A 22,135-nucleotide genomic window follows, 5' to 3' on the forward strand; every position below is an offset into this window, starting at 1 on the left:
TGCGATGCGCGACACACTCAAGGCCGTTTGGCCAAGCTTACGGTCTCGCATCATGCATGCCGCTCGACCGCTCGGAAGGCTGATACGTTGCGAAAGGTGCATGGGATGACTGTTGATATGGTCAAGTTGGGCGAGCTGATTCAGCCGGCTGGTCCAAAGATTGGTGATGCAGAGACCGACTATCCTGTTTATTCTGTTACCAAGCATGCAGGATTCGTGCCCAGTCTGGAATATTTTAATAAGCAAGTCTTTAGCCGTGATCTGTCCGGATATCGTTTGGTGAGGCAGGGAGAATTTGCTTATGCGACGATTCATCTGGATGAAGGGTCGATTGGCATTGCTCCTGAGAATGCTCTGATTAGTCCTATGTACACGGTTTTCAGCGTGGATGAGAATCGTGTAGACAAGGATTACTTACTGTATCTGTTGAAAAGCCCGTGGGCGATATCCATGTATTCCGTTTTGGGGCGGGGCGCGATTCATCGGCGTATGGCAATCGCGCTTAAGGCTTTGGGAAGCTTGCAGATCGCTTTGCCGTCGCTGGATGAGCAGCGGCGGATTGTGGAGATTCTTGATCGGGCTGATGATATCCGCGCCAAGCGCCGCCAGATGCATGCTGATTTCGATGAACTCAGGCAGTCCGTATTTGCTGAGATGTTTGGTGATCCAGTGCGGAATCCGATGAAATGGTCAAATCTCCGCATGAACAGCGTTTTTGATGTGACTTCTTCCAAACGAGTGTATGCCAAGGATTTAACAGATACAGGTATCCCATTCCTACGACTGGGAAACTTGACAAATCGTATCAGTTCGATTCCTGATAATCCTGATCTTTATATCACTGAAAAGCTATATCAAGTTCTCACTGATTCCGATCAAGTGCCGCAGCCTGGGGATATTTTAATGACTTCACGTGGTACGTTAGGTTTGCCATATCTTGTTTCGGCGTCTGATCGATTCTATTTTCAAGACGGAATGATTACATGGTTAAAGAACCGGAAGAAGCTAGTGGATGGTCAGTTTGCATTATCGCTATTTGCGATGCCATCATTCCGTCGTGAACTGGTCAAGGGAACGAATGGTTCTACTGTTGCATATCTATCAATCAAGAATATAGCTAATTGCACTATGATTCTCCCACCCATCTCGTTGCAGCGGGAGTTTGCACGGCGGGTGGAGGCGATTGCGGCGGCGCGGGCGAAGGTCGAGCGGGCGCTCGCCTTGGATGACGAGCTCTTCGCATCCCTTCAGTCCCGCGCCTTCCGCGGCGAGCTGTGACCGGTCAGATCAAGTCCGTCGGTCAATCTCGCATGCAATGCCGTTTGTCTGTATCGTTGCGCGAAACGCTTCGATGGTGCGGCGTGACAGTGCTTGATAATTCGGATTGGCGCACTCCGGCCGATCGTCATGAATCACAAGCTCGTCAACATGCGAGCGTTTCGTTTGCGTAAGAAACGCATCCATTCCGTTGCCGGTTTGCGCGTGGACGTCAAGCCAGCTTGCGTTGACATGGCGTATTACCGCACCTCGCTCGGCGTCCCATAGATTGTACGGTTCGCCGAACGGGGTATCGTCAGCAGAAGGGCTGGTCGCGACAGACTCGGTTGACTTCACCGAGTCATCCGATTCCGCCGCAGCGGCATCCGTCAAACACTGGTACCAACATTCTTTCGAATCTTCCATCATCCTTTTGTGAGTCAACCTACGATCTCCATAAATGTATTGTGATCTTTGGCCAATCGCAATGCCGAAATCAGGATCTTAAGCCCGTGCTGCTCTGTTTCATCGTCGGTGCGATTCAAAGCTTTTTCTGCCATCAGTAATGCCTGCGCAATATCCTTTTTGAGGATATATTCTTCCTCGTAGTAATCGATGATGATGCCGAACGTGGCGTTGTAGTCATTGAATAATCGGTCAAGCGATTCGCTTTCTTTCTCAGTTAAGTCGAATTCCTGGCAATTGGGAAGGTCGATGTCGCCAATTCCCTTCAGCTCTTTCTCGCCTTCCTTATTTGAAGGAACCAGAAGGGTGTATGCCTGTTCGCACATGAGAGCTCCTTTTCTTAGTGCTTGTCCTTCCTGGACTCGATTTGCGGCATGTGTTTTACGTGGAAATGGGTTATCGGGTTGTACTGTTCGGGAGACATAATCTGTACCTTCTTCCCATCAATGATGGTGTAGCGTGGATTATGGCCGGATAAGTCCAAGTATTCCGGTCGCTTTCGTGTTGAATGTTTGAGATCTTGGATGCGGAGATATCCTCCGCCGATATCAACAAGTACATCGATTGCTCCGTCAAGACTTCGGTAATGGATCTTGTTGCCCTTGACGATTGGTGAGGCTCCTGGTGCGAATCGGTTTACGACTTCGGCAAGAGAGACCTCCTGCCAATTTTGCCGGTGCATCAAATTACGCGCCTTGCCTCGCAGAATCGACATGTAGAGCTTATCGTCTCCTTGCTCTCGCTGACGATCGGCTTCTGTCTTTCTGTTGTGCACAGTGGAGGAGTAGCCTGATTTCACATCCATGTCACGCCGCCTTTCCGATCTGTGCGGTGGCATACGAACGGTGACGATACTCACGCCATTGTTGGTATAGAATGCCGAACTCGTCCAGAAGCGTCCGGTACCGTCCCAGCAGTGGTCCATAGATCAACAGGAACCGCGGCTGTGTAAGCAGAATCTTCGTCCGCAACATCATCTCGCCATAGTTTTTATCACGCTCGGTGCCATGCGAACAGCCAAGGGTGCCTACTGCGAATATGGCGTTTCTCGGGTACGCTTGGAGGGTGGGCAACGTGGATCGGTCGCCGATGCGCCAGTTCGCTACAACGCGTACGCCATGCAGTCCAAGCCAAATGGTGGCCATCATGCTCAGTGTGATATTGAACCGCTGGAGTTCGGGTTGCATGTCGATGCGAGGACTCAGATCGAATCCTGCGACCGCGAGAAACCGCCGGTATTCCGGCAAATCCTGTTTGAGCCGGAATAGCCGTCGATACAGGAGTTCGTCATCCATGTACATGACGATGATGGTGCTCGACGGGTGTTCGGCCTGGTGCCGGTTCTTCCAGTCGATCATGTTCTCGATGCTGTTCAGAGAGCAGTTGAGCATGATGTTCTCGGGGAATATTGGGTAGCCGTCTTCGGTAAATGTGATGCCGGCGGTCAGCAGTTCCTTGCAGAGCCACGAGAAAACATCAAAGAGGGTATAGTTCCTCATCATTTGTTCCTTCCAAAAGAAGAAAAGTAATGAATGTTAGACATTCCGCTTCAGGAAGGAAGATGACGTGAGATAATGTGCAGTGCAGGTGACACAGAATCTTCGTCATCTTCCAGCGCGGCGGATTACGCCAATAATTCGCCGCGCTTTCCTTTTGCGTCTGATGTGCGGTGGGCTAGTCCGCCGAAGTGCTTCTCCTTTCTATCGGAGCCCAATCCTTAAGATCAAAAACCATAGCATTGTCTTCCGGGTAAAACTGGCCGGCGACTTTACATCCCTTTTCCTCCAGGTTCCATCCGGCCAGTGTCTGAATGGAATCCTTTAGATCGGTATTGTTCCATCGAACTCCGGCGCGAGCTGATCGTCCATCGCGCAGGAACGGTCGTGCTCCTTGCGCGTATTCGTCGCAAGGAACCACTGCCAGTCTGAGGCTGGGTTTGTCTACGAGTACGCGGACGTATGCGGGTGATCCGAGTTTTTCGACCACGGTTTTGTTGAAGTTGACCCCATCCTTGGTGACGGACAGACTTGGTACGCCTGTCACGTAAGGCATGATCTCGAATGAATCCAGCAGTCCCATTTTGTATTCCCTTTAGATTGTCTTTTTCCTGAGTTCAACTTTACACCTATCCTGCTCCTCATGGTTTTATGTGACATGTGTATTGCGTTTCGCGTCTGCGTGTCTTTGTGTAGACTGGTGCGTCATAACGGTGTGTTAAGTCGCAAATCCCTTATTTTTGCGTACTTTTATGCAATGTGACGGCCTTCTGGTCCGGTTAGAAAAGCGATTTGTGGCAAATCTATGCATATGTGGGAGGATTGTGTGGATTTTGACGGTTCGTGATTTTCTGCCAATGAAGATCATGCCGATGGGTTATGCGCGGCAAATGAATGTATAAAAGCATTTGTTTCATATGAAACAAATGCCATTGAAAGACAACCCGGAGTGGCTTCTGCATGCGTAAATGACAGGATGACGGGCCATCATCGACCGCGGACATCGCCGCGCGGATTTGTCGATTTCGCCATTCCGTTCCTCCGCGAGTATCTGAGATCTTTGCATCGAGCAAAATAACTGTTACTGATTTCCTATTCATCCCCTAGACTTTTGGCAAGAAAGACATCGATTGCACTGTCCAAGACGACGAGGTTCGGGCAGGCGGGTGTGGCGGATGAGCCGCAAGGGAGGAATGGGCATGGGCAACTTCGACTTCGTCAAGAATGTGTTCCCGTTCATCGCCGACGATTGCGCGAGGGCGGAATCGTACATCTCCTCCGATCCGATCGCCGCATGCGTATACGCACGTCGCGCGATCGACGGACTCGTCGAATACCTGCACTATGACGTACTCGGGCTCAAAGAGCCATATCGCGACGACTTGTCCGGTCGCATTCACAACCCCGGCTTCATGCAGCAAGTCAGCCCGGACATCATCAACAAACTGGACGTCGTGCGCAAAATCGGCAACAAAGCCGCGCATGACGACCATCCGAGCATCAGCGAACAGACGGCGCTCGCCACCGTGCGCGAACTGTTCCACATCATCATCTGGACCGGATACCATCTGACCGCCGCCTACAACAAGGTGCCTGTTTCCGCGCAATTCGACCCCGCGCTCGCCAAACAGTCGATGGCGCTCAACCCGACACAGTCCAAAACCTTGCTGATCCGAACCTTGCAGGAACGCAAGGCCCATGCGAAAGCCATAGCCGAACGTGACGCACTCATCGCCAGCCAAAGCGCGGAAGGACTGAAACTCAAAGCCGAACTTGAGGCATTGCGGGCGCAGATCGAGGCGGCGCAACAAGCTAACACCGATCCCGATACACACGATTACCACTACAACGAAGCCGATACCCGCACGCTGCTCATCGATATGATGCTCGAAGAGCAAGGCTGGACGCTGAACGATCCGCGCGACCGCGAATATAAGGTCGACGGCATGCCTCCGACCGCCGGCAATCCCAGCGGCATCGGTTACGCCGACTACGTGCTGTGGGGCGACGACGGCAAGCCTCTCGCCGTCGTGGAGGCGAAGCGCGCGTCTGTCAGCCCGCTCGCCGGACAACAGCAGGCCAGACAGTACGCCGACTGTCTGGAACGCCGGTTCGGACAGCGGCCGGTCATCTTCACCACCAACGGCTACGCAACGCAGATCTGGGATGATGCGGCCGGTTATCCGCCGCGTGACGTGCAAGGCTTCTACAAGAAAGCCGAACTGCAGCGGCTCGTCGAACGGCGTGCCTCCCGCCGGATGCTATCGAATCTGCCGTTCGACGCCAAAATGGACCACATAGCTGGACGTGCCTACCAAAAAGCCGCGATCCGTGCCGTGGACGAGGCTTTCGACGCCTACCAACGGGATGCATTGCTCGTCATGGCCACCGGCACCGGAAAAACGCGTGTTGTGATCTCGCTCGTCCACCAGCTCATGGAAGCCGGTTGGGTCAAAAACGTGCTGTTTCTCGCGGACCGCACCGCACTCGTCAACCAGGCCGCCAATGCATTCAAGAATCCGCAAACCGGACTCGGCGACAGCGTACCGGTCGTTAACCTGCTCAGCGATGCCGAACGTAACGCCAGCGGGCGTATCTATCTGAGTACGTATCCGACCATGATGAACCTTGTCAATGCGCGGGAGAGGGATGACGCGACAACACTCAGGTTCGGCCCCGGATTCTTTGACCTGGTCATCATCGACGAAGCGCATCGTTCCGTCTATGCAAAATACGGATTCCTGTTCGACTACTTCGACTCGTTGCTCGTCGGTCTCACCGCCACGCCGCGCAACGAAATCGACCGCAACACCTACCGTCTGTTTCACCTTGAATACGATGAGCAGACCGGCGGCGTGCCAACGTTTGCCTACGATCTTGACCAAGCGGTGCATGACGGCTATCTGGTGCCGGCACGCTCGCTGTCGGTCAATACGAAATTCATGGACCGCGGCATCTCCTACGACGAACTGAGTCCGGAAGAACAAGAACAGTGGGATTCGCGCGACTGGGACGAAGACGGCGAAATCCCGGACTCCGTCAGCGCCGGCGACGTCAACCGCATCCTGTTCAATGCAGACACCATTGATAAGGTACTCAGCGTACTCATGCAGCGCGGATTACGCGTCGGAGACGGCGACGTACTCGGCAAGACCATCGTCTTCGCGCGTAACCAACGGCACGCCGAAGCGATCAAAGCGAGGTTCGATCTCAACTGGCCTGGATACCATGGAACATTCGCGCAGATCGTCACCCATGCCACGCGCAACGCACAGCAGATCATCGACGATTTCTCGGCACCTGAGCAGGATCCGCGTATCGCGATCAGCGTGGACATGCTCGACACCGGCATCGACGTGCCCGATGTGGTGAACCTCGTGTTCTTCAAACCGGTGATGAGCCGCACCAAATACTGGCAGATGATCGGTCGAGGCACCCGGCTGCGCCCAGATCTGTATGGTCCCGGTCGAGACAAAACCGACTTTCTGGTGATCGATTGCTGCGACAACTTGGCATACTTTAACCAGAACCTGCCCGAATCGAACGGATATGCGGGCGTGCCGCTGAGCGATAGGATCTTCCGCGCTCGGCTGGCCCTGCTGGAGACGCTGGACGCGACGGCCGGTACCGGGGCTGACGCTGGTGATCCGCGCTCGTTCGGCGGATCCCACGACGACCGCACTCGATACCGTGCTGCGCTGGCCCGTACGCTGGGTTCGTTGATCAACGGCATGGACCCGGACGGCAACGTGATCGTCAGACCACATCGTCATCTCATCGAAACTGCCCGCAGGGACGAATGGTGGAAATGCGTTACGCGAGACAAGGCGATGCAGGTATCGGAACTCGCCGGTCTGCCATCCGCATTCCGTGACGACGGTGACAACGATGTGACGAACGATCCCCATGCCAACGACAACGCCGCAAAACGATTCGATCTGATGATCTACTCGTACGAACTCGCCGTATTGCGGGCTGACGCTGAGCGACTCGGCCGTGAGCCGGACCAAGGGTACGGCATTACCGTACAGACCGTCCTGCAGACCACGGCTATCAAGCGCGGTGTTCAGGAGGTCGCCGATGCGTTACGCGGTCCCAGGTATCGCGCGATTCCCTCCGTCGCAGCATGCGCCGATCTGCTCGAAGCCGTAAGCGGCGACGACTGGTGGGCCGACGTGACCGTGCCGATGCTGGAAACCGCGCGCAAACGACTGCGTGGCATCATGCGGTACGCGGCAAGCGGACGACGCAAGGCGGTCTTTACCGACTTCGAAGACGAACTTACCGTGGAAGACGGCGAGAAGCCGGTATCCGGAGGCGACATGGCCGCCGTGGACATGCGCCGCCTGCGTGAGAAAGCTACCGCGTTCCTGCGCGGACTGGACAACAACATCGTGCTTGCTCGTGTACGGACCGGACGCCAGATCACCGAACAGGACCTCGCCGAACTGGAACGCATGCTCATCGACAACGGGGTCGGAGACGAGGAATCCATCGACGCGGCGGCTGAACAAAGCGGTGGGCTCGGACTATTCATTCGTTCGCTGGTGGGACTGGAACCGGCGGCCGTGCAAGCGGCATTCTCGCGGTTCCTTGACGGATCGCGATACAACGCGCGGCAGATTGAATTCGTTAATATGATCGTGCGCGAGCTTACGGCCAACGGGGTGATGAGTGCGGCAAGACTGTACGAACCGCCATTCTCCGATATCTCAGGCAGTGGTCCGGAGGAATTGTTCGGCGATGAGCGCGACGTCGACGATATCTGCGACATCCTCGATTGGGTGCAGCGGTCCGCGATGCCGGCGACGCGGCGGGCGGTTGCATAGCGTTGCGTCGCGTTGCGCATCCGAGCGTGGGTGCTGTGCGCGCATGAGATGAGGGGTAGCTTGGTCCCGGCGCGTGTCGGCTTGCGGCGGTAGGCTGGGACGCATGCTTGATATTCAATTCATCCGTGAACACACTGATATCGTCAAGGAATCCCAGCGTAAGCGTGGCGAGTCCGTCGAACTCGTCGATGAAGTGCTCTCCTCCGATACCACGCGTCGTGAGGCGCTGAAGGCTTTTGAGGAGGCCCGCGCCCAGCAGAAGGAAATCGGCAAGAAGGTCGCCGCAGCTCCGGCCGACGAGAAGGCCAAGCTGATCGCCGAGACCAAGGAGCTTGCCGCCAAGGTGGCAGAGTACAAGTCCAAGGCCGATTCCGCTGCCGAGGAATACACCACCGCCATGTGGAAGCTTTCCAATATCGTCGAGCCTGAAGCTCCGGAAGGTGGCGAGGACGATTATGTGGTCGTCAAGAAGGTCGGCCAGATTCGTGATTTCGCCGCTGAAGGCTTCGAGCCGAAGGACCATCTGACCCTGGGCACCGAGGTGGCCGGCATCGATATGCGTCGTGGCGTGAAGGTCGGCGGCTCCCGCTTCTACTTCCTGCGTGGCGCTGTGGCCCGTATGCAGATCGCCATGCTGACCATGGCCGTGGATCAGGCCGAGGAGCACGGCTTCGTGTTGGCCATCACCCCGACGCTGGTGCGCCCCGAAGTGATGCGCGGTACCGGCTTCCTGAACTCCCACGCCGATGAGATCTACCGTCTGCGTGAGCCTGATGACCAGTATCTGGTCGGCACTTCCGAAGTGGCTCTTGCCGGTATGCACGAGAACGAGATCCTCGACCTTGGCAACGGCCCGCTGCGCTACTGCGGTTGGAGCTCCTGCTACCGCCGTGAGGCCGGTGCCGCCGGCAAGGACACCTCCGGCATCATCCGCGTCCACCAGTTCGACAAGGTGGAGATGTTCGTCTACGCCAAGCAGGAGGACTCCTACAAGGAGCATGAGCACCTGCTGGCCATGGAGCAGGAGATGCTCGCCAAGGTCGAGGTGCCGTACCGCATCATCGATACCGCGGCTGGCGATCTCGGCTCCTCCGCCGCCCGTAAGTTCGACTGCGAGGCTTGGGTGCCGACTCAGGGTCGTTACCGTGAGCTGACCTCCACCTCCAACTGCACCGAGTACCAGGCTCGTCGTCTGAACATCCGTGAGCGTATGGAAGACGGCAACACCCGCCCGGTCTCCACCCTCAACGGCACGCTGGCCACCACCCGTTGGCTGGTTGCCATTCTGGAGAACCACCAGCAGAAGGATGGCTCCATCGAGATTCCGAAGGCCATGCGTCCGTACATGGGCGGCAAGGAAGTCATCGAGCCGACGAAGTGGGAGGCCTGATTTCATCAGGGCTGCTCTCAATAGCCGTTGCCTCCCTCTGATGAGGGAGGTGGCTCGGAGAGCCGGAGGGGGAGAAGCCGGCGAAGCCGTAACGGATAATGTTGCAATGGCCTCGGCAGTTTCTCCCTACCGTATGTATAATTGAACATCGTGCGCTTGAGCGTATGCGCTGGAACGCACATAAGGACAGGTGTCTGAGCGGTCTAAAGAGACGGTCTTGAAAACCGTTGAGGTGCAAGCCTCCGCGAGTTCGAATCTCGCCCTGTCCGCAAACCGGGGTCTGGGCAAGTTGTCTAGACCCCTTCTGCTATGTACCAAGTGGAATCTCGCCCGATCCGGCGTGTCATCAATGGTCGTGACCGCTATCCAGAAGATCGGCAATGGTGCCGGGTCTGGTGGTGCCGCGGAAACGCATTGGCGTCAATCCGAATCTGTGCCTGAATGTTGTGGTGAATGCGTTGAGATTGGGGTATCCCACGATGCGGGCGATTTCCTGGATTGGCATGTCCGACGCGGCCAGCAGTCGTTTCGACTCGTCCATTCTGCGCGAGACCAGGTAGGAGTATGGAGTGGTTCCGGTCAAGGCCTTGAATTTGCGCAGGTATTGGCGTTGGCTCATCATCGCGCGCTGAGCCATCATGGGGATGGTGATTTTCTCGGCGAAATGCGTGTCGATGAATCCGATGGTCTCCCTGACCGCCAATGTGCCGTCATCCTCGCTGGTCGCGGAGCGAAGTGCGAGGTCGGTCAGCAGGTCGGTGAGTATCCTGGCTCCGATGAGATCCGTTTGTGGTTGGTCCTGTGTATAGGTGTCCAGTAGCTGGTCGATGGCATTTTCCATGAATGATGTGTTCCCGAGAGGGAACACTCCATGCGATGTGGCGGCTATGCGTTCATAGTAGGTGCGTGCGGCGATGCCGTCGAAATGGATCATGCTGGTTCTTGTCAGGCAATCCGATCGCCCTTCGTGATGACGGTATGTGTCGAAGAGGAAGACGTGGCCCGGGCGTACCTCATATTGAAGCTTTTCGCCGTTGTCCCATATCGTCGCATGAAGCATGCCTTCCGTCACCACTCCCAGCAAAAAACTGTCGAAGCGCTGACGCTCCAGCCGAAATCCCGGTGCGTATGCGAAACGCCCCACGCGCAGCGGGAACAGCAATCCCCGTTGTGCGTCGGAGGATGGGGCGGTGATCAGGAGCGTCGATTCCTCCGGAATGACGTCTTTTTCGACCGGGTGAATGATGACAGGGGTTATGTGCCGCGTTGGAAGCTTCTTCGGAGATTGTTCATGCCGCATGATCGCCGCCTTTCGCATGCCGCATATGCTGCGGATCGGGACGGGCTAATCGTCCCGTTTCAGTGTAATGCCAGTTGTCGTTTTTTATGTGGTTTTTGGCAATTATTTGAACCGTTGATTTCGCGGATAATCGCCGGAAAACGTTGGAAAACCGGGCGTTTGGCATGTTTTTCAACATTTTGATACAGCGGTATATCTTTTGAGGTGTTGGTACAGCGGCGTACCAAAAGGTACACGCCCGGACAACGCCGTAAGGAAGGATCCTTATGGCAGCGAAGAAGGAGACGCATTATGCGCACTACGAAGAAAATCATCGCAGCTTCGGCGGCCATCGCCACACTGGTCGGACTTGCCGCATGTGGAGACGGCGGTGGTGCCGCCAAGGTGGACACTGACACCGCGAACGCCAAGGGCGAGATCGTGTTCTGGGGTTGGGGCAACGGCATCAAGGAGACCATCGAGGCTTTCGAGAAAGCAAATCCGAACATCAAGGTCAAGTACAGCAGCACCGGCACCGCCGCCGACACCGCCACGGCTCTGCAGAACGCCGTGGCTGCCGGCAAGGGTGCCCCGGACGTCATCATGCTTGAGGACGCCACCGTGCCGCAGTTCGTGGTCGACGGCAGCGTCATTGATTTGGCGCAGTTCGGCGCGGACAAGCTTGAGGACGATTTTGCCGCCGGTCCGTGGGCCAAGATGTTGCAGGAGGGCAAGCCCTACGCTTTGCCGATCGATTCCAGCCCGGAGGTGTTCTTCTACAACAAGGCCACGTTCGACAAGGCCGGAGTGGACGGTGAATCCATCAAGACCTGGGATGACTATTATGAAGCGGCCAAGAAAGTGCGTGCGCTCGGCGGCGACTATTACATCACCAACAGCATCGATTACCAGCCGTTCCTCGCCCAGGCATGGCAGGCCGGCGCCCAGCCGTTCAAGATCGATGGTGAGAACATCACCATCAACATGAACGACGAAGGACTGCAGAAGTACGTCGCATTCCAGCAGAAGCTCATCGACGAGGACCTGATCAATCCGAAGATCACCAACTGGTCCGATGACTGGTACCGTTCGCTCGGCGACGGCACCACGGCAACGTTGAGCATCGGTGCCTGGATGCCCACTGATCTTGAGACCGGTGCCGCTGCGGGCAAGGGCAACTGGCGTGTGGCTCAGCTGCCCCAATGGGAGGAAGGCGAGGAAGCTTCTTCCGAGGATGGCGGTTCTGCGCTCGCCATCACCGCGCAATCCAAGAACACCGCCGCGGCCTACAAGTTCGCGGAGTTCCTGACCCATGGTGATGGAGCCAAGGTCATGGCGGAGCATGGTACGTTCCCGGCTACGAAGAAACAGCTTGAGGATCCCGACTTCCTGTCCGAGAAGAGCGAGTACTTCGGTGGCCAGGAGGTCAATAAGGTGCTTGCCGCAGCCGCGGAACGCAAGGTGAGCAAGTTCCAATACCTGCCGTACAACTCCTTCGCCCAGTCCAAATACGGCGATGATGTGGTCCCGGCATTCCAGGGCAAGATGACGTTGAAGGATGCGCTCACGAAGTATGCGAAGACCCTGGCCAGCTACGGCAGCGATCAGGGATACACCGTCGACAACCAGTGACTTACGGCAACCTCGAAGGTATCCGAGCCATAGATAGCTAACCAATCAGGGAGCGGGGCGCCCCGGTGTTCCCGCTCCCGTGTTCTGCCTTGGCCATTGGCATAAGCGTGGCCAAGTGTCTGAAACGTTTTTCATTTTCCCGAGGAAGAAGCAAGCATGCCATCACAGACAATACCTGAGCCGCCGGCGGTATCAGGCAGGACCATTACGACGTCATCGGACGCATCTCCGAGTACGACGAATAATCGCTTCGCAACCGTGCGCGTCAACAGGCATAAGGCGGATTGGCGTGGGTGGAAGTTCATGTGGCCGTTCGCGGTGGTGTTCGTGTTCGTGTTCATCATCCCGATCGTGTACGCCATCTACATTTCGTTCTTCAAGAAGCAGATGATCGGCGGCACCAGGTTCGTGGGGCTTGAGAACTACTCCCGTCTGCTGGTCGACCAGCAGTTCTGGTCGTCGGTGGGTCGCGTGGCCCTGTTCACGGTGGTGCAGGTGCCGATCATGCTGTGCCTGTCGGCTGTGATGGCGTTGGCGATCGATTCGATGAAGCTGCATGGCACCAAGTTCTTCCGTATCTCGACGTTCCTGCCGTACGCGGTGCCGGCCGTGGTGTCCACCCTGATCTGGGGCTTTATGTACGGGGCCAAGTATGGTCTGGTTCGTTCGTTCAACGATCTGTTCGGCACGAGCATCGACGTCATGGCCCCCTCGGTGTTGCTGGTTTCCATCGGCAACATCGTGACCTGGGAGTTCGTGGGCTACAACATGCTGATCTTCTACAGCTCGCTGTCCACGATCCCGCACTCGTTGTACGAGGCGGCGTCGATCGATGGCGCGAGCGAGTGGCAGATCGTCCGGTCGATCAAGCTGCCGGAACTGCATGGTTCTTTGGCGATCACCGTGATCTTCTCGATCATCGGCAGCTTCCAGCTGTTCAACGAGCCGAGCATTATGCAGAGCATGGTGCCGGGCAACGCGATCACCACGTATTACACGCCGAACATGTACGCGTACAACCTGAGCTTCAGTGGCAACCAGTCGAACTACGCGGCGGCATTGGCGATCGTGATGGCCGTGATCACGATGGCGATCGCCTACGCGGTGCAGCTCAGGAGCATGAGGGAGCAGATGAAGTGATGGTTGGCACGATGATTCAGATTCATATGATGCCTTCGGCTTCGCGGGCGATGATTTCGGATAAGGGGCTGTGAAGATGGGCAATGCAATGACTACGACCGCCGGCCGTCTGACTGATGCGGAGTTGAAAGCTCAGGAGCGGGCCGCGAAGAGGGCGGAGCGGGAGCGTCAGAGGAGGATCGCCCGCGACGAGGCCGCGGAGCGGAGGCGGAGCGCGAAGGCGGGGTTCGCGAACGTGAACAACCCGCGGCGCAGCACGCTGATGACGGTCCTGTGCGCGATATTCGCGGTCTACTGCCTGTTCCCGTTCGTGTATCTGGCGATCAACGCGACGAAGACGCAGGCGGACTTCACCTCGACGTTCGGTCTGGGCTTCGGCAAGTCGTTCGCCCTGTGGGACAACATCGTGACGGTGTTCTCGTATCAGGACGGTATCTTCGGCCGTTGGCTGGTGAACACGCTCCTGTACGTGGTGGTGGGCGCGGGCGGCGCGACCCTGTTGGCGATCATGGGCGGCTACGCGTTGGCGAAGTTCCGTTTCCCGGGCAGGAAGGCCGTGTTCGCGGTGATCATCGGTTCGATCAGCGTGCCGGGCATCGCTTTGGCGGTCCCGCAGTTCCTTTTGTTCGCGAAGCTGGGACTCACGAACACGCCGTGGGCGATGATCATCCCGAGCCTGATCAGCCCGTTCGGCTTGTATCTGATGTGGATCTTCAGCGAGCAGGCCGTGCCGACCGAACTGTTGGAGGCGGCGCGCGTGGACGGGGCCAGCGAGTTCCGCACGTTCTGGACGATCTCGCTGCCGTTGCTGGCGCCGGGCATCGTGACGACGGCGCTGTTCACGATCGTGGCGACGTGGAACAACTACTTCCTGCCGTTGATCATGTTGAAGGACGCGGACTGGTATCCGTTGACGATCGGCTTGAACCAGTGGAAGGACCAGGCGTCCACGGCTGGTGGCCAGGCGATCCAGAACCTGGTGATCACGGGTTCGCTGATCACGATCATCCCGTTGGTGATCGCGTTCCTGTGTTTGCAGAAGTACTGGCAGTCCGGCCTGGCGGCAGGCGCCGTCAAAGAATGAACGAATAAATCACCGTGCCGGAGGACGAATGGCGTACCGCCAGTGGTTCTCCGGCATCATCGATAACGAGGTTAGGAGATAACCGTGGCTGTACATGCCGTTACCGTCGATGTGACAACGCCTACGTTCGTAGACCTTCCGGAACGTTACTATGGCGCCAATAAGGACCCACAGGGCAACGAAATCCGTTTCACGAACTACTACATGACAGTGAATGGGAAACCACGCTTTGTGATCATGGGCGAGTTTGAGTTCTCCCGGGTGGAAGCGTGGCAGTGGGAGGACGAGCTCATCAAACTCAAGATGATGGGTGTGAACGTCATCTCCTTCTATGTCTATTGGATCCATCACGAGGAACATCAGGGCGAATGGGACTTCACCGGCCGGCGTGACTTGCGTCGTTTTGTGCAATTGTGCGCCAAGCATGGTTTGTGGTGTGTGGCTCGCATCGGACCTTTCGTGCACTCCGAAACCCGCAACGGCGGGCTGCCCGACTGGTTGTACGGCCAGCCGTATGAGGTACGCGAGGACGATCCCGGATTCCTGAAGGCAGTGGATGACTACTATGCCCATGTCGGCGAACAGCTCAGGGGCATGATGTACAAGGACGGTGGTCCGATCATCGCCACCCAACTCGACAACGAGTACGAGCATTCATCCGCACCGTGGGAATGCACCACCGGCGTCGCCAATGAATGGGTCAACGGTGGCAGCAGCGGCGAAGCATACATCAATGCACTGAAGAAGCTGGCGCTCAAGTACGGTTTCGACACGGCGTTCTACACCGCCACCGCATGGGGCGACGCCGTGACCACCGATTCCGCCATTCCGATGTGGGGCGGATATCCATACCGCCCGTGGCTGTTCTACACGCCGGGCGGTGGGAAGCATCCGGCCACACTGGAATATGACTACCAGAACTTCCACTCGTCCAAAGACATGGCCGAATCCAAATACGACATGTTCGAGACGAACTACACGCCTGAGGATTGCCTGTACGCATGCTGCGAGATGGGTGGCGGCATGTTCTGCTCGTACAACTACCGCTTCATCCTGCCGTGGAAGTCCGTGGATGCGATGGCAAACGTCAAGACCGCATCCGGCTGCAACTTCCTGGGCTACTACGTTATCAAGGGCGGCACGAACCCCAAGCGTGATGGCGGGTTCATGAACGAAAGCCAATGTCCGAAAATCTCCTATGATTTTCAAGCGCCGCTCGGCGAGTTCGCACAGACCCGTCAATCCTATGATCGACTGAAGATGCTGCACCTGTTCGCCCGCTCGTTCGAAGACGAATTGGTGACGATGCTTCCCGCTTTGCCGGCCGGCCAGAACCAAATCGACCCCACTGACACCGAACCGTTGCGTTGGTCCGTGCGCGCATCCGGCCATTCCGGCTTCGTATTCATCAACAATTTCCAGGACCACGTGCATATGCCGGCTCGCAACGGCGAGACTATCACCATAACGTTCTCCGACGATGCGGTCCCCGTGACCTTCCCGAACATCGGCATCGAGGCGGACGAGAACTGCGTGCTTCCGTTCAACATGGTTCTCGACGGAGTGACCCTTGCCAAGGCGACCGTGCAGCCCGTCACCCGCGTAACCGTAGGTGGCGAGTCCCTGTATGTGTTCGTCAAGCCGACGGGTATGCCCGAACCGACCTTCACATTCGTCGATGACGCGATCACCTCTCAAGGCGGCAATGAATACCGTTGCGATCCGGCGGCCCCGATTGAGCGCTTTACAGTGACGCAGGACGGAGCCAAGGCCGACATCGTCGTGCTGGACCGTGCGCACGCGGACAAACTGTTCGTTGTGGACCTGCCGAACGGCGGACAAGTCGAAAGCGGCTGCGAGCAGGCGCTTGTCATCGCCCAAGGCGCGGTGATTCCGGACGAGAACGGCATCCGTCTGGAAACCACCGAGGCCTGCAGCAAGGTATACACACTTCCTGCGGGCGTGTTGTCCGGCAATGGTCCGAGTCCCGAACGCGTCGACGAATCCGGTTTCGGCGTGTATGAGGTGGGCGGCGCAAAGGCTGAGGTGCCGTTCGAACTTGAACGCAAATCCCGGACTCGCTGGACGCTGAGCATCAATCCAAAGGATCTGGACGGTCTCAAGAACGCTTGGGTGGACGTCAAGTACACCGGAGACATCGGTTCCGCCTTCTTCAATGGCGATATGATCCACGACAACTTCGCCAATGGAGACGTCTGGCAAATCGGTCTGCATGAATTCAAGGAACAGCTTGCCGATGGGCCGCTGACGCTCTACATCACGCCGTTGAAGGAGGGTGTGAGCGTGGACGTGGACTCCCCGATGGCCGCGCGCAGCGAGAAGGTGGACAAAGAGACCAGCGAAATCCACTCGGTCGGTATCACGCCGGTATACGAGTACACCCTCAAACGCTGGCAGCGCGCTTAGACCGAATAGGCGGACGGCGATCGATCAGAACTTTGCTCTGCCTGATTGACCGCCGTCACGCCCGGTGCCATCGACGAATCGGATTCCCATCATCTTTCCAAGGAGCGGAAATATGGCTGTGCGTGTGGACAGGAATCGTGTGACGCTACGCGAGGTGGCCCAGGTTTCGGGAGTCTCCCTGAAAACCGCTTCGAACGTCATCAATGGTTCCGGACGTATGTCGGAGGAGACGAGGGCGCGGGTCGAAGCGGTCATTCAACGGCTCGGATACAAGGTCAATGCTGCGGCGCGCAATATGAGTCGCGGCCGTACGGGATTCCTCACTCTCGCCGTCCCCACGCTCACCCCGCCATATCTGGCCGAGCTTGCCAACCGGGTCATCGACACCGCCCGGCAGCATGGCTATTCCGTATATGTTTCCACCTATGGGCATGGATCGGCGGCCAGTGTGCGCGATTTGCTGCAAAACTTCAACTCCACCGTATCCGACGGCATGATCCTCTCCATGAGCGAAACGGAGAACATCTCGCCAAAGGATCTGAAGGTCGATTTCCCGCTGGTCGTTGTCGGGGCCAGAACCACATGGGGTATAGCGGATCATGTCACGCCCGATGACCGGCAGGCCGGTGCCTTGGCGGCTTCATATCTGTATGAGCGAGGGGCGCGCAGGCTTGCGGTGATCGGTATGCGCGGGGTCTTCGATGAATCCGAATTGCTGCAGGCCGAGGAAGGCAACTGCCAGTTGCGCATGAGAGGCTTCATAGAGGAAAGCCGGAGACGCGGCATCGACGTGGACGCCCGACTCGTCGGCGATACCGGGCATGATTGGACGATCGGCAGGGGTGCCTATGTCACGAAACAGCTGCTCGATAATCAGGTTCCGTTCGATGGGATGATCGCGCTCAACGACCAATTGGCAATCGGTGCCATGTCGGTGCTGTGCGCCAACGGCATCACGATTCCGCGTGACGTTCAAATAATCGGGTTTGACAATCTTGAAGAGGACGCATATCTGCAGATTCCGCTGACCAGTATGGATTCCCGTCTGAATTGGGTCACTTCCACGGCGGTGAAACGCATCATCAGCCGAATCGGAGGTTCCGCCGATTCTCCGAAATTGATGACTACCCAATCCAATATCATCGCCAGGGCGTCCACTCGGTGACCGGGATGCCGTACAGGAGAGTACGGAAACCGGGAATCGTTCAAGTGGCTTCGTTTTTTGTCCGCGGCTGCCGACGAACTGCGGTGCAGCCGGTCGGCCGTCAGTCGGATGATCGTCTTATTGGGGAAAGAGCTCGACGTCGCCCTGCAGCTGGCAGAGCGGCGGTTTATCGATGGGCGTCCTTCTGGGCGGCGGCATTACCGTTCCCGAAGCCAACATAAGGAATGTTTGATTGACGCTCATTCGAAAAACACCGAACAGAAAATTACAAAAACGCACATTTTTGCGACTTCTTGGTGTAAGATTAGAGCCGAAGATAAAGATCAGGCAAGATCCTTCAAGGAGGAAACATGACCACTGTTCTGGTTACGGGCGGTGCAGGCTTCATTGCCACCCATACCGATGTCGAACTGTTGGAAAAGGGATATGACGTCGTCTCCGTTGACAACTACGGCAATTCGTCTCCCGTGGCGCTGGACCGCGTCGAGCAGATCACCGGTAAGAAAATCAAGCGCTACGACGGCGATGTGCGCGACGAAGCCCTGATGAACAAGATCTTCGATGAAAACCCCATCGACTGGGTCATCCACTTCGCTGGCCTCAAGGCCGTAGGCGAGTCCGTGGCCAAGCCCATCGAGTACTACGACAACAACCTGTATTCCACCTTGGTGCTGCTCAAGGTCATGCGCGCCCACAACGTCAAGAAGATCATCTTCTCCTCCTCCGCCACCGTGTATGGCAACCCGAAGGAACTGCCGATCACCGAAGCGACCCCGACCGGCGGCACCACCAACCCGTACGGCACCTCCAAGCTGTTCCAGGAGCAGATCCTGCGCGACGTGCATGTGGCCGATCCGGAGTGGACCATCGTGCTGCTGCGCTACTTCAACCCGGTTGGCGCTCACGCGTCCGGTCTGCTGGGCGAAGACCCGAAGGGCATTCCGGCCAACCTCACCCCATATGTGGCCAAGGTCGCCATCGGCGAGCTCAAGGCCGTACAGGTCTTCGGCGACGATTACGACACCCCGGATGGCACCGGCGTTCGTGACTACATCCATGTGGTGGACCTCGCCAAAGGCCATGTGGCCGTCATCGACCACATCGAGAAGCCCGGTGTGTTCACCTACAACCTGGGTACCGGTCATGGCTACTCCGTGCTTGAGGTCATCAAGGCCTACGAGAAGGCTGCCGGCCACGCGATTCCGTACGTGATCAAGCCCCGTCGTCCCGGCGACATCGCCGCCTGCTACGCCGATGCCTCCAAGGCCGAGCACGACCTCGACTGGAAGGCCGAGCTGACCATCGATGACATGGCTGCTTCTTCCCTGAACTGGCAGACCAAGAACCCGAACGGTTTCCGCGACGCTGAGAAGTGATGAGTGATCCCACTCATTGATACCATGTGGGCCTTCGCCGCATCCATAGCGGTGAAGGCCCACACGTTTTTCCCGATATTTGTTTCCGGCAGTCCCATTGGAGCCGGGCAGTGCTGGTGAGACGCACAGTATAGGGGATATCTCGTCTATAAGGGGCTGATTCCCGGTTTCGGGAGAATCTATCTTGCTTACAAGGGGCTGCCAACGAACCAAACAACCGTTATAACCGCTGAAACGACGTCGGTTATAGAAGGCTTGAAGAGGGTTGACCGCCCCTTGTAACGCAGATAGATCTTCCTTATAGTGGAAATCAGCCCCTTGTAAGCGAGAAAGCAGTGCCGCAGTTTGCCGGCGCATGGCCGTGCGCCGCCGGTCGCCGCCCAACAACTCGCTGATCGTCACACGATCCGTCGATCGGCAGCCCAACGTGTCAGTTCGGTGCGGTTGGACAACTGCAGCTTGCGTAGCACCGAACTCACATGCGTCTCCACGGTTTTGATGGAGATGAACAGCTCCGCAGCAACCTCCTTGTAGGTATATCCGCGGGCGATGAGTCGCATCACTTCCTGCTCGCGTGCAGAAAGCCGGTCCAATTCCTCATCATGCACCGGACCGCCGGTATCGGCATCGATCCCGAATCCGGTGCCGGCACCCGCACCTTGGAACGCTGAGAGCACGAATCCAGCCAATTTCGGCGAGAATACGGCATATCCTTCGTGTACTTGCTTAATTGAGGAGATCAGGTCCGCGCCGGTGATCGTTTTGGTCACGTATCCCTGCGCGCCGGCGCGAATCACCGCGCCCACGTCCTGCGGCGCATCCGAGACGGACAGCGCCAAGAACACCGTATTAGGGGAGTAGGGGCGAGATTTCAGCAGAATCTCAGCTCCGCCGCCACCTTCACCACCAGGCACATGCACGTCCAGCAACACCACCTGCGGTTTGGTCTGGGCAATCATCGCCACCGAGCCGGGCACATCCGCCGCCTGGCCGACAATATCAAAGGAATCGCGCAATGTGGCGATCACGCCTGCGCGAAACATTTCATGGTCGTCCACCACGGCCACGCGAATCTTCGTAGCCTGTTCTTCGCTCATGATGTCTCTCCTTGTGGTGCTGCGGACTGTGCTGCAGGTGATGCTGCGGACTGTGCCGTAGACTGCGATGCCGCGTGCAACGCAATCGGCATATGCATTCGGACTTCGGTACCCCAACCGGGTCTGGACACGATTTCCACTGTACCGCCACGTCGTTTGATGCGGCCGATGATCGACTCGCGAATGCCTAATCGGTCCGGTGGAATCGTGTCGATGTCGAAACCGGAACCATGGTCGCGTACGAACGCCTCCACCAGCGTGGCCCCCGCTTCGCAATACAGCGATATCGGTTCGCCGCCATGCGTCACGGCGTTGACCAGCGCCTGACGGGTGGCGTCCAGCAGTGCATCCGTCTGGGCGCTGGGGCGAGCATCTCCCACGATGACCACTTCGATGGGTTTGCCGTGCCCATCCTCTACTTCCGCCGCGATCTTCTTCAGGCCAGCGCTTACCGAGCGATCTGAAGTGGACCGCTCCTGATACAGCCATTCGCGCAATTCGCGCTCCTGGGCCCGGGCCAACGTGAAGATGACGTCCGGCTCCTGGTTGTGCAGCTGAATCAGCGCCAGCGTCTGCAATACGCCGTCATGCAGATGCGCGGTCATGTCCGCACGCTCCTCTTCGCGTTCCTTGAGCGCTTTCTCATGCGAAAACTGTTGCAGCATGGCGCTTGCCCAAGGCAAAACCGCCACCACGACTGCCACCAGCATGATGAACCCTGAAAGCATGATGCGCCGAGGCGAAGTACCCCATCCGGCGGCCATGACGAACGTTGCATTGGATACGTACAGCGCCCATCCGCAGAAGATCAACGCGATGCCTCCCAGCATGGAAAGCAGTTGCGTACCATGCGGCGAAAGGTTCATCCATGCCAGCGCGATGCCGGCCATGCCGAGCAGCAGCGGCAGAATCACTGTAGTGTCTACGCCACTGCTTACCAATAGCAGCCCGATGCCCATGAGCAGTACGCCGCTGAGCGCCACCAGCGCCGGTTTGGGTGCGCGTTTGACCGCTTCTGCCAATGATTCCGGAGTGGCCGCGGCATCGCCATCATTGCCCTCTACGGCTGTACCGATCGATCCTGCATTGCCACGAGACAGCGGGGCCTGTCCCACCGGAACCGTTGCGCAGGCCGCTGCGGCTGCCGCAACCGGGTCGCCGGACGGCATGAAAATCCATAAAAACAGGTATCCGATAATGCCGGCTCCATACATCATGGTCAGCAGAACGAACGCCAGTCGCACCCACGTGACGGACACTCCCAGATGGAGCGCGATGCCCTTGCATACGCCGGTCAGCCAACGGCCCTGTTTCGGACGCATCAACGGCAGTTGTGCGGGTGCCATCGGCGTCACCGGCATCGGACTCGGCGACACCGTAGGTGATGCGACCGGCGAGACAGTGGCATCGTACGGCGCGTACGGTGACGCCGCAGGCCCCGGTTGTGTATATGGCGAGGCCTGTCCATAGGGTGCATGACCGGGCGAACCGGTGTGCA

Annotated in this window: 17 protein-coding genes and 1 tRNA gene; 10 read left to right on the top strand and 8 right to left on the bottom strand. The window is 57.5% G+C overall.

Annotation, left to right across the window (positions count from 1 at the left end; all coding sequences use genetic code 11):
• Window positions 1-105: 105 nt before the first annotated feature.
• Window positions 106-1,278 carry a restriction endonuclease subunit S gene (locus tag G1C97_RS01000; protein WP_169240114.1) on the top strand — a complete coding sequence of 391 codons (1,173 nt, stop codon included), beginning with the start codon at window positions 106-108 and terminating at the stop codon, window positions 1,276-1,278.
• A gap of 9 nt (window positions 1,279-1,287) precedes the next feature.
• Here G1C97_RS01000 and G1C97_RS01005 read toward each other — a convergent pair whose 3' ends face one another.
• The 5 genes from G1C97_RS01005 to G1C97_RS01025 all read right to left on the bottom strand — a co-directional run bounded on the left by G1C97_RS01005 (window position 1,288) and on the right by G1C97_RS01025 (window position 3,801).
• Window positions 1,288-1,686, bottom strand: coding sequence for a hypothetical protein (locus G1C97_RS01005; RefSeq protein ID WP_169240115.1), 399 nt, complete (start codon window positions 1,684-1,686; stop codon window positions 1,288-1,290).
• 11 nt (window positions 1,687-1,697) lie between these two features.
• Window positions 1,698-2,048: a hypothetical protein gene (locus G1C97_RS01010; protein WP_169240116.1), complete on the bottom strand. Its 351-nt coding sequence runs from the start codon at window positions 2,046-2,048 to the stop codon at window positions 1,698-1,700.
• A 14-nt stretch (window positions 2,049-2,062) separates the two neighbouring features.
• Window positions 2,063-2,527 carry a hypothetical protein gene (locus tag G1C97_RS01015; protein ID WP_169240117.1) on the bottom strand — a complete coding sequence of 155 codons (465 nt, stop codon included), beginning with the start codon at window positions 2,525-2,527 and terminating at the stop codon, window positions 2,063-2,065.
• Window position 2,528: 1 nt separating this feature from the next.
• Window positions 2,529-3,224 carry a DUF4417 domain-containing protein gene (locus tag G1C97_RS01020; protein ID WP_169240118.1) on the bottom strand — a complete coding sequence of 232 codons (696 nt, stop codon included), beginning with the start codon at window positions 3,222-3,224 and terminating at the stop codon, window positions 2,529-2,531.
• A 172-nt stretch (window positions 3,225-3,396) separates the two neighbouring features.
• Window positions 3,397-3,801, bottom strand: a complete 405-nt coding sequence (locus tag G1C97_RS01025) for a hypothetical protein (protein ID WP_169240119.1) — start codon at window positions 3,799-3,801, stop codon at window positions 3,397-3,399.
• 616 nt (window positions 3,802-4,417) lie between these two features.
• Between G1C97_RS01025 and G1C97_RS01030 the strand changes: the two genes are divergently transcribed.
• The 3 genes from G1C97_RS01030 to G1C97_RS01040 all read left to right on the top strand — a co-directional run bounded on the left by G1C97_RS01030 (window position 4,418) and on the right by G1C97_RS01040 (window position 9,706).
• Window positions 4,418-8,047: a DEAD/DEAH box helicase family protein gene (locus G1C97_RS01030; RefSeq protein WP_169240120.1), complete on the top strand. Its 3,630-nt coding sequence runs from the start codon at window positions 4,418-4,420 to the stop codon at window positions 8,045-8,047.
• A gap of 103 nt (window positions 8,048-8,150) precedes the next feature.
• Window positions 8,151-9,437: a serine--tRNA ligase gene (gene serS / locus G1C97_RS01035; protein WP_169240121.1), complete on the top strand. Its 1,287-nt coding sequence runs from the start codon at window positions 8,151-8,153 to the stop codon at window positions 9,435-9,437.
• Window positions 9,438-9,621: 184 nt separating this feature from the next.
• Window positions 9,622-9,706, top strand: a tRNA-Ser gene (locus G1C97_RS01040).
• A gap of 77 nt (window positions 9,707-9,783) precedes the next feature.
• On the opposite strand, the gene G1C97_RS01045 is transcribed toward G1C97_RS01040, so the two are convergent.
• Window positions 9,784-10,755 (bottom strand): AraC family transcriptional regulator, encoded by a 972-nt coding sequence (locus tag G1C97_RS01045; RefSeq protein ID WP_335341315.1) that lies wholly within the window; start codon window positions 10,753-10,755, stop codon window positions 9,784-9,786.
• A gap of 273 nt (window positions 10,756-11,028) precedes the next feature.
• Here G1C97_RS01045 and G1C97_RS01050 point away from each other — a divergent pair, with 273 nt between their 5' ends.
• The 6 genes from G1C97_RS01050 (at window position 11,029) to galE (ending at window position 19,540) form a co-directional block, all read left to right on the top strand.
• A complete protein-coding gene (locus tag G1C97_RS01050; RefSeq protein WP_169240123.1) occupies window positions 11,029-12,348 on the top strand; it encodes an ABC transporter substrate-binding protein in 1,320 nt (439 codons plus the stop codon).
• Between the two features lie 156 nt (window positions 12,349-12,504).
• The gene (locus G1C97_RS01055; protein ID WP_240950937.1) at window positions 12,505-13,488 is read left to right on the top strand and encodes a carbohydrate ABC transporter permease; all 984 of its coding nucleotides are present in this window, start codon (window positions 12,505-12,507) and stop codon (window positions 13,486-13,488) included.
• Between the two features lie 88 nt (window positions 13,489-13,576).
• Entirely contained in the window at window positions 13,577-14,572 is a 996-nt protein-coding gene (locus tag G1C97_RS01060) for a carbohydrate ABC transporter permease (RefSeq protein WP_169240300.1), read from the top strand.
• Window positions 14,573-14,656: 84 nt separating this feature from the next.
• Window positions 14,657-16,999, top strand: a complete 2,343-nt coding sequence (locus tag G1C97_RS01065; RefSeq protein ID WP_169240124.1) for a beta-galactosidase — start codon at window positions 14,657-14,659, stop codon at window positions 16,997-16,999.
• A 112-nt stretch (window positions 17,000-17,111) separates the two neighbouring features.
• Window positions 17,112-18,164 (top strand): LacI family DNA-binding transcriptional regulator, encoded by a 1,053-nt coding sequence (locus G1C97_RS01070; RefSeq protein WP_169240125.1) that lies wholly within the window; start codon window positions 17,112-17,114, stop codon window positions 18,162-18,164.
• Between the two features lie 350 nt (window positions 18,165-18,514).
• A complete protein-coding gene (gene galE / locus G1C97_RS01075; RefSeq protein ID WP_100496270.1) occupies window positions 18,515-19,540 on the top strand; it encodes a UDP-glucose 4-epimerase GalE in 1,026 nt (341 codons plus the stop codon).
• Window positions 19,541-19,938: 398 nt separating this feature from the next.
• Here the strand turns inward: galE and G1C97_RS01080 are convergent, their stop codons facing one another.
• Both G1C97_RS01080 and G1C97_RS01085 read right to left on the bottom strand, forming a co-directional pair.
• Window positions 19,939-20,637: a LuxR C-terminal-related transcriptional regulator gene (locus G1C97_RS01080; protein WP_169240126.1), complete on the bottom strand. Its 699-nt coding sequence runs from the start codon at window positions 20,635-20,637 to the stop codon at window positions 19,939-19,941.
• Window positions 20,634-21,998 carry an ATP-binding protein gene (locus G1C97_RS01085; protein WP_240950965.1) on the bottom strand — a complete coding sequence of 455 codons (1,365 nt, stop codon included), beginning with the start codon at window positions 21,996-21,998 and terminating at the stop codon, window positions 20,634-20,636. The genes G1C97_RS01080 and G1C97_RS01085 overlap by 4 nt, the downstream gene beginning before the upstream one ends.
• Between the last annotated feature and the right edge of the window lie 137 nt (window positions 21,999-22,135).

It is taken from the genome of Bifidobacterium olomucense (assembly GCF_012932375.1).
GTDB classification, from domain to species: Bacteria; Actinomycetota; Actinomycetes; order Actinomycetales; family Bifidobacteriaceae; genus Bifidobacterium; species Bifidobacterium olomucense.

Bases quoted from the DNA above. Each gene is read 5' to 3' on its own strand.
- G1C97_RS01005 (WP_169240115.1), bottom strand. From the start codon at position 1,686: ATGATGGAAGATTCGAAAGAATGTTGGTACCAGTGTTTGACGGATGCC.
- G1C97_RS01060 (WP_169240300.1), top strand. From the start codon at position 13,577: ATGACTACGACCGCCGGCCGTCTGACTGATGCGGAGTTGAAAGCTCAG.
- G1C97_RS01080 (WP_169240126.1), bottom strand. From the start codon at position 20,637: ATGAGCGAAGAACAGGCTACGAAGATTCGCGTGGCCGTGGTGGACGAC.
- serS (WP_169240121.1), top strand. From the start codon at position 8,151: ATGCTTGATATTCAATTCATCCGTGAACACACTGATATCGTCAAGGAA.
- G1C97_RS01085 (WP_240950965.1), bottom strand. From the start codon at position 21,998: ATGCCGGTGACGCCGATGGCACCCGCACAACTGCCGTTGATGCGTCCG.
- G1C97_RS01055 (WP_240950937.1), top strand. From the start codon at position 12,505: ATGCCATCACAGACAATACCTGAGCCGCCGGCGGTATCAGGCAGGACC.
- G1C97_RS01025 (WP_169240119.1), bottom strand. From the start codon at position 3,801: ATGGGACTGCTGGATTCATTCGAGATCATGCCTTACGTGACAGGCGTA.
- G1C97_RS01045 (WP_335341315.1), bottom strand. From the start codon at position 10,755: ATGCGAAAGGCGGCGATCATGCGGCATGAACAATCTCCGAAGAAGCTT.
- G1C97_RS01000 (WP_169240114.1), top strand. From the start codon at position 106: ATGACTGTTGATATGGTCAAGTTGGGCGAGCTGATTCAGCCGGCTGGT.
- G1C97_RS01010 (WP_169240116.1), bottom strand. From the start codon at position 2,048: ATGTGCGAACAGGCATACACCCTTCTGGTTCCTTCAAATAAGGAAGGC.
- G1C97_RS01070 (WP_169240125.1), top strand. From the start codon at position 17,112: ATGGCTGTGCGTGTGGACAGGAATCGTGTGACGCTACGCGAGGTGGCC.
- G1C97_RS01020 (WP_169240118.1), bottom strand. From the start codon at position 3,224: ATGATGAGGAACTATACCCTCTTTGATGTTTTCTCGTGGCTCTGCAAG.
- G1C97_RS01015 (WP_169240117.1), bottom strand. From the start codon at position 2,527: ATGGATGTGAAATCAGGCTACTCCTCCACTGTGCACAACAGAAAGACA.
- galE (WP_100496270.1), top strand. From the start codon at position 18,515: ATGACCACTGTTCTGGTTACGGGCGGTGCAGGCTTCATTGCCACCCAT.
- G1C97_RS01050 (WP_169240123.1), top strand. From the start codon at position 11,029: ATGCGCACTACGAAGAAAATCATCGCAGCTTCGGCGGCCATCGCCACA.
- G1C97_RS01030 (WP_169240120.1), top strand. From the start codon at position 4,418: ATGGGCAACTTCGACTTCGTCAAGAATGTGTTCCCGTTCATCGCCGAC.